This window comes from Flavobacterium sp. ABG (assembly GCF_001027725.1).
GTDB lineage: Bacteria > Bacteroidota > Bacteroidia > Flavobacteriales > Flavobacteriaceae > Flavobacterium > Flavobacterium cupriresistens.
In genome coordinates, this window is record NZ_LEKS01000017.1 from 71,010 (window position 1) to 84,031 (window position 13,022).

The window sequence follows — 13,022 nt, forward strand, 5'->3', positions numbered from 1 at the left end:
TAAAATATATTACATTTTGATTTCACAAAATACAATTGACACCGTTTTTGAAACTGCTCGTGTAGAGGAGGTTATTGGTGATTTTGTCAATTTAAAGAGGGCCGGAAGTAATTTTAAAGGACTGAGTCCTTTCTCAGACGAACGCTCTCCGTCGTTTATGGTGTCGCCCGCAAAAGGAATCTGGAAAGATTTTAGTACCGGAAAAGGGGGGAACTCGGTTAAATTCCTGATGGAACATTCTCAGTTTACCTATCCCGAAGCGATTCGATATCTGGCCAGAAAATACAATATTGAAATTGAAGAGACAGAGCAAACGGATGCCGAAAAAGCGATTACAGATGTTCGTGAAAGTATGTATTTGGTTTCAGAATTTGCAAAAGAATATTTTCATAAAACACTTTTAAATTCAGAAGAGGGCAAAGCCATTGGACTTTCATACTTTAAAGAAAGAGGGTTTACCGCCGAAACAATAAAGAAATTTAATTTAGGATATTCACCCGAAACCTGGGATGCTTTGACTAAAGAAGCTTTGGGTAAAGGGTACAAACTGGAATTTCTGGAAAGTACCGGACTGACAATTCCAAGAGAAGATAGGCCTTTTGACCGTTTTAAGGGACGTGTAATGTTTCCTATCGAAAGCATGTCAGGACGTGTTTTGGGTTTTGGAGGACGTATTTTAACGAACGATAAAAAAGCGGCTAAATATCTGAATTCACCCGAAAGTGATATTTACCATAAAAGTAAAGTCCTTTACGGGATTTTTCAGGCCAAACAAGCAATTGCCAAACAAAACAATTGTTATTTGGTTGAAGGCTATACAGACGTAATTCAGTTTAACCAAGCGGGAATAGAGAATGTTGTCGCTTCTTCAGGAACAGCTTTAACACCGGATCAGATTAGATTAATCAATCGTCTGACCAAGAATATTACGGTTCTTTTTGATGGTGATGCGGCGGGATTACGCGCTTCTATTCGTGGAATCGATTTGATTCTGGAGGAAGGAATGAATGTAAGGGTTTGCGGTTTTCCTGATGGGGAAGATCCGGACAGTTTTGCCCGAAAGAATTCGCATGACGCCTTAGTAGCTTATTTAGAAGAAAACAGTAAAGATTTTATACAGTTTAAAGCTTCCATTTTGATGGGTGAAGCTAAAAACGACCCTATAAAAAAGGCCGATTTGATTCGGGATATGGTTACCAGTATTTCTAAGATTCCGGATCGAATTCAGCGTGAAGTCTATACGCAGGAATGTGCCAGAATCATGGACATTTCTGAGCAGGTGCTAGTGAGTACGCTTGCACAGCTTACGCAGAAAGAAATTACAGATACCCATAAAAAACAAAAACAGGAACAAAAAGCGTTTGAAGTTCATCGAAACACTTACCCGCCAGATGATCCGAGGTATTATGATGATCCTACTTTTCCGGGAGACATGGAACAGCCTCCACCACCCTCTGAAAAAGTAGATATTCTGTACCGTTTAGAACGAAAAGTAATTGAAATTTTGCTGCTTTATGGTGATAAAACAGAGGAATTTGAAGATGTGCTTCTGAAAAGTAATGAGGAGGGCGAAATCATTATGGTTTCTGAAAAGAAAGAGTATAAAGTATTCGAGCGAATCTATCTGAGTTTACAGGAAGATGAGGTGGAACTTTCGAATGGATTATTTCAGAATATTTTTACTGATTTGATTGGTTTTTACAATCAGAACAGCAAATTTAGTTTGGAGCAATATTTAATGCGACTACAACCTGAATTTGCGCAAGAAGTAACCGATATTTTGATGGAAGATGAAAAAGTAACGTTACACAACTGGGAGGGGCAAAATATCTTTGCAAAAGAGAAACATGCCAGTATCGGACAATATGTTACGGAAACAATTATGTCAATGCGTTGGTACCTGGTTGATCGAATTATCGAAGAATTAAAAAGCTCTATACGACCTGAAAATTCAGATAATACAGAGCTTTTGTCAGCTATCGTTGATTACTCAAAATTGGTTAATTCTTTTGCGAAAAAACTAGGAAGAGTAATGTCTCGATACCATTAAATAATTTCTAAAGTCTTAGCCTTATTAACTAAGTCAACCAGATTAGTAACATTTAATTTGGTCAATAATCTTAATTTGTAAGTACTGATCGTTTTTTCGTTCAGATTTAAGATTTTAGAGATTTCGTTGTTTTTCTTACCATCGCTTAAGTAACGTAAAACCTCAATTTCACGATTCGAAAGTTTTCTGTAAAGACGTTCGCTTTTGCTTTGTTTAGCAATAAGTGCCATGTTTTTGCGAACAGTTTCGTTGATAATAATTTTTCCTTCGTGTACTTTAATAATAGAAAGACCTAATGTTTCAAGTTTTTCTGTTTTGTGTACATAACCGGAAACTCCTGCTTTAATAGCATTTGGAGCATACATTTGTTCAGCCAGATCGCTGAAAATCACAATTTTTGTCTTTGGGAAATTTTTTAGGATAGATTTTACTTCAAAGATGCTTGAAAGTCCTTCTAATTCTAAGTCCAGAATTAGAATGTCAATCTCCTTCGTTTGAAGAATATCTCTAACCATTGAAAAATTGCCGACATTGGCAACAATTGAAATTTGATCGTGGTCTTTAAAATAAGACTTAACGCCAAAGTGCGTCACAGGATGATTGTCTGCTAGACATACTTTAATCATAATTTTACCTTTTTAGAATTGTTCATGTTTTTTGGAACGGTAAAATTAATAAATAAATTCTGTAATTAATTGATGCTAAATGTTAAAAAGTTTTATTTTAACGTTTTTGGCACTAAACAAACCGGAATTGGATCCATTTTATGCTTGTTGCTGGTGTTTAAACGTTTATAAATTTCAAACACGGTTTTTTCCCTGTCTGTGAAGTCAGCTACCGTGTTTCCTGACTCGACAGCTAACATGGCCCATTCGAGTTCATCGTAACTGGCTCCTAATTGGTCTTCATCTGTTCTGTTGTCGCCAAATAATCCATCTGTTGGCGCAGCTGTTAAAATTGACTCCGGAATTGCTAAAAATGCTCCAAGAGCGTAAACATCAGACTTCATTAGGTCGGCAATCGGGCTTAAATCGACTCCGCCATCGCCATATTTGGTATAAAATCCTACACCAAAGTCCTCAACTTTGTTTCCGGTTCCGGCAACTAAAAGGCCGTAAATTCCTGCTAAATAATATAAAGAAGACATGCGCAAACGAGCACGTGTATTGGCCAATGATAAGTTTACTTTGGCTTCGTCTTCTGTTTGGGGTACAGCACTTTTAAAAGCTTCAAAAGCTGCAGTCAAATCGGTTTGGGTGTTCGAAACGTTTGGGAAACGTTTCTTTAATTGTTCAATATGTTCTCTTCCTCTTGAAACCTGACTTTCTGCCTGATGAATCGGCATTTCAACACATAAAACTTTTAAACCTGTCTGAGCGCATAAGGTAGAAGTAACCGCAGAATCCACTCCGCCCGAAATTCCAATTACAAATCCGTTTACTTTTGCTTTATTAGCGTAATCTTTTAGCCACTCTACGATATAAGTATTTACTTTTTCTGTCTGAATAGTGCTTTTTTTAGTCATAATTAGGTCAAGTTTTAAGATACAGGAGTATATTTGCAGAATTATTTTTAAGTATGAATAATGCTTGAATTCCAGCAACACAAATCTAATTAAAATAAAATGAAAATTTATCGCTTTGTACTGCTTCTGTGCTTGTTTTTTTTGTCTTGTGATCAAAAAAGTAAAGTCGAAAAAGAAGTTGAAGAAATTCCTGTTGATATTAAAGTAGAACGTTTCGATAAAGTGTTTTTTGAAACCAAACCGGAAGATTTAGCCAAAATAAAAAGACAATATCCTTTCTTTTTTCCACCCGGTAATGACGATGCGGTGTGGTTGAAAAAAATGCAGGATCCGATTTGGAGAGAAGTATATACGGAAGTAGAGAAAAAATACTCCAATTTTGAACCGGTAAGAGAAGAGTTTAATGGTTTGTTTCAACACATAAAATATTATTTTCCTGAGGTTAAAACGCCTAAAGTAATTACGGTAATTGCAGAAATGGATTATACGGCCAAAGCAATTTATGCGGATAGTCTGGTAATCGTCTCGTTAGAATTGTATTTAGGAAAAGACCATAAGTTTTATGAGTTTCCAAATTATCTGAAGCAGAATTTTGAAGAAAGACAAATCATGCCGGACGTAGTTTCCAGTTTTGCTTTCAGAAAAATTCCGTCTTCACCGGATCACAGTTTGCTTTCTCAGATGATCTTTGAAGGAAAACAGTTGTATGCAAAAGAATTGCTTTTGCCAAGTTATACAGATGCGGAAAGAATGGGGTATACGCCCGAACAAATAAAATGGTGTGAAGAAAACGAAAGTTATATGTGGCGTTATTTTATAGAAAATGAAATACTCTACAGTGATGATCCAAAACTAAACACCCGTTTCATTGCACCGGCGCCGTTTTCAAAATTCTTTCTTGAAATCGATAATGATTCACCTGGAAGAGTCGGAGCTTGGATTGGCTGGCAAATGGTGCGTTCTTATATGAAAAATAATAAAGTTACGTTGCCGGAATTATTAAAAACAAATGCAAAAGAAATTTTCGAAAAGTCAAAATATAAACCTAAGAAATAATGTCAGATACAATAAACTCAGAAATTAGATTCAATATAGAATTAGACGAAAACCGTGTTCCGGAAAAATTAACCTGGAGCGCTCAGGACGGTGGAGTACAGGCTGAAGAGGCCAAAGCAATTATGTTGTCAATCTGGGACAGCAAAGCCAAAGAAACCATGCGAATTGATTTATGGACCAAAGATATGCCTGTAGATGAAATGAAAATTTTCTTTCATCAGACTTTGGTCGCGATGTCAGACACTTTTAAACGTGCTACAGACGACGAAAAAATGGCAGATACAATGAAAGATTTCTGTGATTATTTCGCAGAAAAACTAAATCTGACAAAGTAAATTCCAATATCTTAAATCCCAAATTCCAAATCTATGATTGGTATTTGGGATTTTTGCTTATTAGAGTTTGGAATTTAAGATTTGGAATTTGAGATTTGGAATTTGAGATTTCCTTATTGGAATTTGGAATTTAAGATATTGGAATTTTAAGACCATACCTTTGGTTTTAGAGGAAATTTATTGTTAACTTTATATGATATTTCTTTTTTGTAAGTTGTTTTAGAAGGGTAAAATTAACTTGTCGCTGGTATAGTTGACGGTCTAAGAAAATTTTAATAGTATGCTATTTCCATTTATTATAAGCCTTGCAGGATTATTTTTTTTGCTGATAAACGGTATTCTGTTTTTTAGAACACGAAAGGACAAGGGGTTTTTGTATCAAATAATTACAGTTTATTTGATTCTTTTGTTTGTAGAAGAATTATGCTGTAATATTATTGGGTTTTATTCTCCGGGATCTAATTTCTTTCTTTCACATTATTACTTTCTCTTTCAGTTTATTGCTTTAAGTGTGTTTTTTTATAATTTATTCCGAAATGTTATTTTAAAAAGAATAGTGCTTTATTGCTTGATATTGGTCCTAATGATCTTAATCGTGCAGTATTATGAGACACCCGGGCTTTATTGGGAGTTTAATTTTCTTGAAATCGAAATGACTTCGATATTGCTGATTATATATGCCTTAATCTTTTTAATAAAGAATTTTAAAAGGGCAAAGCACGAGTATTTGTATCTCTGCAATGGGTTGATAATTTATCTGGCCAGCAGTTTGAGTATTTTTCTGAGTGGTAATACCGATTCGGTGATTTTTACGGAACCCTTTATACTTGATTTTTGGTTTTTTAACTCTTTGTTTTATATTTTGTATCAATTTCTAATATTTAAAGAATGGAGATCTTTAAACAATAAAATAAAAGTTTCTGATACAGAATTAATTGATGACCCGGAGGAACTATAGATAAAAATTCCAATAAAAAAATCCCAAATTCCAATTGTATAGGTTGGAATTTGGGATTTTTTATATTGGAATTTAGGTTTTTTTAAAACCCTGAGTTGTTTTTGAAGACTTCCTGATTTACTTCGTCTATGTAGGATAAGAGTTCTTCTTTTCCGATCGATTCTGTAGAGGAGGTTACGAAATACTGTGGCATTTCGGCCCAGTTGTTGGCGAACATTTGTTTTTTGTAAGCAGCAACGTGAGAATCAATTTTTACTTTACTGATTTTGTCGGCCTTGGTGAAGATGATGCAAAACGGAATTTCACTTTCGCCCATATACGACATAAACTCAATATCAATTTTTTGAGCTTCATGACGGATATCAATCAAAACAAAGGCACAAACCAATTGTTCTCTTGTTTCAAAGTAATCCGTGATAAATTGCTGAAAAACCGATTTCGTTTTCTTAGATACTTTAGCGTAGCCATAACCTGGTAAATCGACAAGGAACCAATTGTTATTAATCTTAAAGTGATTAATTAATTGTGTTTTTCCAGGTCTTCCGGATGTTTTAGCTAAGTTTTTATGATTGGTAATCATATTAATCAAGGATGATTTACCAACGTTTGATCTGCCGATAAAAGCGTATTCCGGCAAAAAATCCTGAGGACATTTTGTAACATCAGAATTACTGACAATAAATTCGGCGGTATTAATTTTCATGTTGTTTGGTTTTAAAACCTCTTTTAAGTCGAAAGTTGAGTGCTATAAATTCTTTTTCACAAGCCAATCTTCAAGAAGCGTGTTGAATTCCTGAGGGTGTTCCATCATAGCTGCATGTCCACATTTGTCTATCCAATACAAGGTTGAATTAGGCAATAATTTGTCAAATTCTTCGGCCACATTTGGAGGGGTTACAGCATCGTTTTTACCCCAGATGATACAGGTTTCCGTAGTCATTTTTGGTAAATCTTTTGCCATGTTATGACGAATGGCGCTTTTGGCAATGGTAAGTGTTTTGATCAATTTGATGCGGTCGTTTACCGTAGCATATACTTCATCAATTAATTCCGGAGTAGCTATTTTTGGATCGTAAAACACATCTTCAGCCTTCTTTTTGATGTATTCATAGTCACCTCTTTTTGGGTAACTGTCACCCATGGCGCTTTCATAAAGTCCCGAGCTTCCGGTAATTACAAGTCCTTTAACCTTTTCGGGATACAATTTGGTGTGGTAAAGAGCGATATGTCCTCCAAGTGAATTACCTAACAGGATAACTTCTTCAAAACCCTTAAAAGTGATAAAGTCTTTTACGTATTTCGCAAAGCTCTTTACGTTGGTTTTTAAAATACTCTGCGTGTATATTGGCAAATCAGGGATAACAACTTTGTATCCTTTTGTTGGAAAATATTGCGCTACAGCATCAAAGTTACTTAGGCCCCCCATTAAACCATGTAAAATAACGATAGGAGTTCCTTCTCCAGCTTCATAATAGCTGTACTTGCCTTCTTTTTTGTAGTTTTTGTCCATTTAATTTAATGCCAATTTCAATTTGGACAAATATAGGGTTAAATAAATAAATATGGATTTTTGCCAGCCTTTTTTAACTAGATAATTTTTGTCGAATTATTAAGTGGCTAATTACCAGCTTTTAGGGGTGGTTTTGGGGTAGTAGCCAAATTCTGAAATCTTTGCATAATAGTTAGTTTTTTAAGATAAAGACTATGTATTTTTTGTAATTGTTAAACAATAATGTCAGTTAGATATTTTATATATAAAGTATTGATTGTGTAGTGATTAAGCGCAAGGGGGTGAAAGTGGGTAAACTTATTAACAAAGTGGTACAAAGTGGTAGAATGTGGTATTTTTTTTTATATTTTTGCTGTATAACTATAGTGAGTATTTCTTTGAACACAATCGTAGGAACATATGAGTGTAAAGTCGATGCTAAAGGGAGGCTAATGATGCCTGCACCTTTGAAAAAGCAGTTGGCTTCTTCCCTTCAGGACGGGTTTGTCTTGAAGCGCTCTGTTTTTCAACCGTGTTTAGAGTTGTATCCGATGGAAGAGTGGAACTTGATGATGCAAAAAATCAACAAGCTGAATCGTTTCGTAAAAAAGAACAATGATTTCATCAGAAGATTTACTGCAGGAGTTAAAGTGGTAGAAATTGACGCATTGGGGAGGTTACTGGTTCCAAAAGATTTGGTAGCTTTTTCAAGTATTTCTAAAGATGTTGTATTCTCATCGGCAGTTAATATAGTGGAGATTTGGGACAAGGATTTATACGAAAAATCAATAAGTGGCGAAGATATGGATTTTGCAGATCTGGCCGAAGAAGTAATGGGTAATATTAATGACGACGACAATGGAATATCATAATCCGGTTTTGCTTCATCCAACAGTTGATGGTTTAAATATTAAACCTGATGGCATTTATGTGGATGTTACGTTTGGTGGCGGTGGTCATTCAAAAGAAATTTTGAAAAGACTCGGACCGAACGGAAAATTATTTGCTTTCGATCAGGATGAAGATGCGCTTGCAAATGCATTGCCGGACGAAAGGTTTACCTTAATTAATGAGAACTTTAGATTTATAAAAAGGTTTTTGCGTTTTCATGGTGTTAAAGGAGTAGATGGAATTTTGGCCGATTTAGGAGTTTCGTCCCATCAGTTTGATGTTGCGGAAAGAGGTTTCTCAACTCGTTTTGATGCTGAACTGGATATGAGAATGAGCCAGAAGAATGATTTGAATGCTTATCGAGTGGTAAACGAATATGATGAACAGGACTTACGTCGTGTTTTTTATGATTACGGTGAATTAAAAAATGCACCCGCAATTGCAAGAACTATTCTTGAAGCAAGAGAAATAGAGCCGATTAAAAATACAGAACAATTGAAATTTGTTTTAGGCAGGTTTCTACCGGCACATAAGAGTCATAAGATTTTGGCACAAATGTATCAGGCGATTCGTATTGAGGTCAACCAGGAAATGGATGTTTTGAAAGAGTTTATCGAGCAATCGTTAGAAATTTTAAATCCGGGTGGAAGATTCTCAGTAATATCGTATCACTCCTTAGAGGACAGATTGGTAAAAAGATTTATCAAAAACGGAATGTTTGAGGGAGAACCGGAACGTGATTTTTACGGAAATTTTTCTGTTCCGTTTAAAACAATCGGGAAATTGATTGTTCCTGATGATGCTGAAATTAAAATAAATAACAGAGCAAGAAGCGCAAAATTAAGAATTGCTGAAAAGGTATAATAATAAGGTAAGATGAAAGGTGGAGTATTTAGCATATTAAAAGCAAGGTTTCTTTTAAATGATGATGCAGTAAAAAACTGGAGATTCATCGTTTTTATTATACTGCTTGCCATAATAATGATTGCGAATACGCAGCGATACGAACAAAAGGTTTTTGAGATTGCGAAGCTCAGTAACGATGCAAAAGAATTGCGATCCGAATTTGTGGATCGACGTTCAGAATTAATGAAGTTGAAAATGGAGTCAACGATATCGGATAAAATGCTCGAGAAGCAAATTTTTCCATCAACCGTTCCTCCTGTGAAAATAGAAGTCGAAAAAGAAGAAGAAAAAAGTTTCCTTAAAAGAATATGGCAGTAGACGATAAACATATATCCTACAGAATTTACCTCGTAGCAGTTTTCATCTTTTTGATGGCGATTGCTATTGTCGTTAAATTAACCAATATTCAGTGGGTTGAAGGGGATTATTATAGAAAGTTAGCAAAGCAGCGTACCGTTAGGAATTTTGTAATTCCGGCCAATAAAGGAAATATTTATTCGGCAGACGGAAGTTTGCTGGCGACCTCAGTTCCTAATTACGAGATTAGATTTGATGCCAAAACACCAAAGACAGAAACTTTTGAAAAGTATGTAAAAGCATTATCAGATTCATTAGTAACCGTTTTAGGGAAATCCGGCAGCTATTTTGAAAAAGAATTAAGAAAAGCGAGAACCAATAAAAACCGTTATTATTTGGTTGCCCGCAATTTGAGTTATACCGAATATGTAAAAATAAAAGGTTTTCCATTATTCAATTTAGGAGCCTTCAAAGGAGGGATTATTATTGAACAGGAAACTGTGAGAAAACATCCAATCGGGAAAATTGCAGAAAGAACAATTGGTTACGACCGAATTGATCCGGCAACTGGAATAGAAGTGGGTAAAGGAATTGAGTGGGCTTTTAAAAGTTATCTGAACGGAAAAGACGGTAAAATTTTAAAGCAAAAAATTGCCAAAGGACAATGGAAACCTATTCGTGATGTCAACGAAGTGGATCCTCAGGACGGTTTTGATGTGATTTCGACAATTGATGTTTTTATTCAGGATATCGCGCACCATGCTTTGTTGAAACAGTTAGAAACTTATGAAGCAGATCACGGTTGTGTTGTGGTTATGGAAACAGAAACGGGACATGTAAAAGCAATTTCCAATTTAGGAAGAGGAGAAGATGGATCGTATTATGAAACGACCAATTATGCTATAGCAGAGTCTCATGAGCCGGGTTCTACTTTTAAACTGGTCGATTTAATGGCGATTTTAGAAGATAAAGTAGCCGATACAAGTACGGTTTACGATACTCATGGCGGAGAAATTAGATATTACGGTCGTGCCGTTCGTGATTCTCATAGAGGAGGTTACGGGAAAATTTCGCTGGCCAGAGGATTTGAGGTTTCATCCAACACGGTAATGGTTCAGGCAGTTTATGACAATTACAAAAACAATCCGTCGAAATTTGTGGATCATATTAAAAATTTCGGATTGCATAAAACATTAGGATTGCATTTTAAAGGAGAAGGAAGAGCAATTATTCCGCATCCCGGAGACAAAAATTGGTCAGGAGTTTCACTTCCGTGGATGGCTTTTGGATATAGTGTTTCGGTTACGCCTATGCAAACTTTGACATTTTACAATTCAGTAGCGAATAATGGTGTAATGGTAAAACCACAGTTTGTTTCCGAAATTAAAGAATGGAACAAAACGATCAAAAAATTTGATGTTGAAGTTATAAATCCAAAAGTATGCTCTGAGGAAACGGTTAAGAAACTAAAAGCAGTAATGCTTAATGTGGTAAAAAGGGGGACAGGAGCTAAATTGTACTCCAAAGATTTTTCGATGGCTGGTAAAACAGGAACGGTTCAGGTCAATTATGGTAAAGCAGGAAAAGAGGGAATGTATTATGCTTCTTCTTTTGTGGGTTATTTTCCGGCTGATCACCCTAAATATTCTTGTATAGTGGTCGTTCACAAACCCAATACAGCAAAAAATAATTATTACGGAGCAGATGTAGCGGGGCCGGTTTTTAAACGAATCGCCCAAAAAATATTTACAGATGCCCCTTCAACAAATAAAATCAAAAAACTGGATTCCAGAATTCCAAAACAGGATAACAGTTATAATGAGTATTACGCAAAAGCAGAGAAGAAAGTAAAACAGATTCCTGATTTAAAAGGAATGCCGGGAATGGATGCCATTGCCTTGTTAGAAAACCTGGGTTTGAAAGTAAAGGTTAATGGAGTAGGGAAAGTAAAAAAACAGTCTTTGCAGGCTGGACAAAATATTAGTAAAAACGAAACAATAGTATTAGAATTATCGTGAAAATACTGAAAGACATATTATATAAAGTAGCGATCGAGTCCGTAACAGGTTCGACCGAAATTGCTATACATAAAATTGAGTTTGATTCCAGAAAAATAGAACAAAACGATGTTTTTGTAGCGATTCGCGGATCATTGTCTAATGGACATGACTTTATTGAAAAAGCGATTGAATTAGGTGCTGTTGCAATTATTTGTGATGAATTACCGGAGCATCTTCAAAAAGGAATTACCTATATAAAAGTGGCTGACACTAATACTGCGTTGGCTTTTATGGCGGCTAATTATTTCGGAAATCCTTCTGAGAAGTTAAAATTAGTAGGAGTAACCGGTACAAACGGAAAAACAACGATCGCTTCCTTATTGTTTCAATTGTTTGAAAAAGCAGGTTTTAAAGTAGGTTTATTGTCAACTGTAAAAATCATGGTTGATCAAACAGAATATAAAGCAACACATACTACTCCGGATTCTATTACCATTAATCATTATTTGAATGAAATGGCAGAAGCAGGAGTGACACATTGTTTTATGGAGGTGAGTTCACATGGAATTCATCAAAAACGAACAGAAGCATTGCATTTTGTGGGAGGGATTTTTACCAATTTGTCACACGATCACTTAGATTATCATCCGACTTTCGCAGAATACAGGGATGTGAAAAAATCGTTTTTTGATTCGTTGCCAAAATCAGCTTTCGCATTATCTAACATTGATGATAAAAACGGAACTGTAATGTTGCAAAATACAGTGGCGAGAAAGTTGACTTATGCCTTGAAGTCCTATGCTGATTTTAAAGCACAGATTTTAGAAAGTCAATTGTCCGGTTTGCTGTTAAAAGTAAACGACAATGAAGTTTGGGTAAAACTAATCGGAACTTTTAATGCCTACAATGTTTTAGCGATTTACGGAACGGCTGTAGAATTGGGTATGGATAGCCTTGAGGCGTTGCGCTTACTATCTGATTTAGAGAGTGTTTCGGGTCGTTTTCAGTACATCGTTTCTGAAACGAATATTACGGCAGTGGTAGATTACGCACATACGCCGGATGCCTTAGAAAATGTTTTAAAAACGATTGACGATATCCGTACTAAAAACGAACAACTAATAACAGTTGTAGGTTGTGGCGGAAACAGAGATAAAACAAAGAGACCTATTATGGCTAAAATTGCTGCAGATCTTAGTGATAAAGCGATTTTAACGTCAGATAATCCAAGAAATGAAGATCCGGAAGTGATTTTGGATGAAATGGAACAAGGAGTTGACGGTCATAATTATAAAAAAATATTAAGGATTACAGATCGTAAGCAAGCCATTAAAACCGCTTGTCAATTGGCACAGCCAAACGATATTATTCTGATTGCAGGAAAAGGGCATGAAACCTATCAGGAGATAAATGGGGTACGTCATCATTTTGATGATATGGAAACTGTAAAAGAAATTTTGGGTCAACTAAACAAATAATAATCAGTTTCAGAATTCGAAAAGACCATTATTGGAA

Annotated in this window: 12 protein-coding genes; 8 read left to right on the top strand and 4 right to left on the bottom strand. The window is 35.5% G+C overall.

Translation table 11 applies throughout. The annotated features are described in order from the left end of the window. The first annotated feature begins 16 nt into the window (after nt 1-16). The gene (gene dnaG, locus AB674_RS16510) at nt 17-2,050 is read left to right on the top strand and encodes a DNA primase (RefSeq protein WP_047778373.1); all 2,034 of its coding nucleotides are present in this window, start codon (nt 17-19) and stop codon (nt 2,048-2,050) included. Here the strand turns inward: dnaG and AB674_RS16515 are convergent. Together AB674_RS16515 and nadE are read right to left on the bottom strand one after the other, a co-directional pair. Then, the gene (locus tag AB674_RS16515) at nt 2,047-2,676 is read right to left on the bottom strand and encodes a response regulator transcription factor (RefSeq protein WP_026730588.1); all 630 of its coding nucleotides are present in this window, start codon (nt 2,674-2,676) and stop codon (nt 2,047-2,049) included. The two genes, dnaG and AB674_RS16515, sit on opposite strands and share 4 nt — an antisense overlap. A 92-nt stretch (nt 2,677-2,768) precedes the next feature. Continuing rightward, a complete protein-coding gene (gene nadE / locus AB674_RS16520) occupies nt 2,769-3,575 on the bottom strand; it encodes an NAD(+) synthase (RefSeq protein ID WP_047778374.1) in 807 nt (268 codons plus the stop codon). A 99-nt stretch (nt 3,576-3,674) separates the two neighbouring features. On the opposite strand from nadE, the gene gldB reads away from it, so the two are divergent. Further along, entirely contained in the window at nt 3,675-4,631 is a 957-nt protein-coding gene (gene gldB / locus AB674_RS16525) for a gliding motility lipoprotein GldB (RefSeq protein WP_047778375.1), read from the top strand. Continuing rightward, the gene (gldC, locus tag AB674_RS16530; protein ID WP_047778376.1) at nt 4,631-4,966 is read left to right on the top strand and encodes a gliding motility protein GldC; all 336 of its coding nucleotides are present in this window, start codon (nt 4,631-4,633) and stop codon (nt 4,964-4,966) included. Before gldB ends, gldC begins: the two co-directional genes overlap by 1 nt. Nucleotides 4,967-6,006: 1,040 nt before the next feature. Here gldC and yihA read toward each other — a convergent pair. Together yihA and AB674_RS16545 are read right to left on the bottom strand one after the other, a co-directional pair. Next, nucleotides 6,007-6,627: a ribosome biogenesis GTP-binding protein YihA/YsxC gene (gene yihA, locus AB674_RS16540; protein WP_047778378.1), complete on the bottom strand. Its 621-nt coding sequence runs from the start codon at nt 6,625-6,627 to the stop codon at nt 6,007-6,009. A gap of 42 nt (nt 6,628-6,669) precedes the next feature. After that, a complete protein-coding gene (locus tag AB674_RS16545; RefSeq protein WP_047778379.1) occupies nt 6,670-7,434 on the bottom strand; it encodes an alpha/beta fold hydrolase in 765 nt (254 codons plus the stop codon). Nucleotides 7,435-7,811: 377 nt separating this feature from the next. On the opposite strand from AB674_RS16545, the gene AB674_RS16550 reads away from it, so the two are divergent. Genes AB674_RS16550 through AB674_RS16570 form a run of 5 tightly spaced genes read left to right on the top strand, consistent with a single transcriptional unit; the run spans nt 7,812 to nt 12,985 of the window. Continuing rightward, nucleotides 7,812-8,285: a division/cell wall cluster transcriptional repressor MraZ gene (locus tag AB674_RS16550; protein ID WP_047778421.1), complete on the top strand. Its 474-nt coding sequence runs from the start codon at nt 7,812-7,814 to the stop codon at nt 8,283-8,285. Beyond that, nucleotides 8,260-9,168 carry a 16S rRNA (cytosine(1402)-N(4))-methyltransferase RsmH gene (gene rsmH, locus AB674_RS16555; protein ID WP_205625364.1) on the top strand — a complete coding sequence of 303 codons (909 nt, stop codon included), beginning with the start codon at nt 8,260-8,262 and terminating at the stop codon, nt 9,166-9,168. The genes AB674_RS16550 and rsmH overlap by 26 nt, the downstream gene beginning before the upstream one ends. Nucleotides 9,169-9,180: 12 nt before the next feature. Next, nucleotides 9,181-9,528 (top strand): FtsL-like putative cell division protein, encoded by a 348-nt coding sequence (locus tag AB674_RS16560; RefSeq protein WP_047778380.1) that lies wholly within the window; start codon nt 9,181-9,183, stop codon nt 9,526-9,528. Beyond that, nucleotides 9,519-11,525 (top strand): penicillin-binding protein, encoded by a 2,007-nt coding sequence (locus tag AB674_RS16565; RefSeq protein WP_047778381.1) that lies wholly within the window; start codon nt 9,519-9,521, stop codon nt 11,523-11,525. The genes AB674_RS16560 and AB674_RS16565 overlap by 10 nt, the downstream gene beginning before the upstream one ends. Next, nucleotides 11,522-12,985: a UDP-N-acetylmuramoyl-L-alanyl-D-glutamate--2,6-diaminopimelate ligase gene (locus tag AB674_RS16570; protein WP_047778382.1), complete on the top strand. Its 1,464-nt coding sequence runs from the start codon at nt 11,522-11,524 to the stop codon at nt 12,983-12,985. Before AB674_RS16565 ends, AB674_RS16570 begins: the two co-directional genes overlap by 4 nt. The last annotated feature ends 37 nt before the right edge of the window (nt 12,986-13,022 follow it).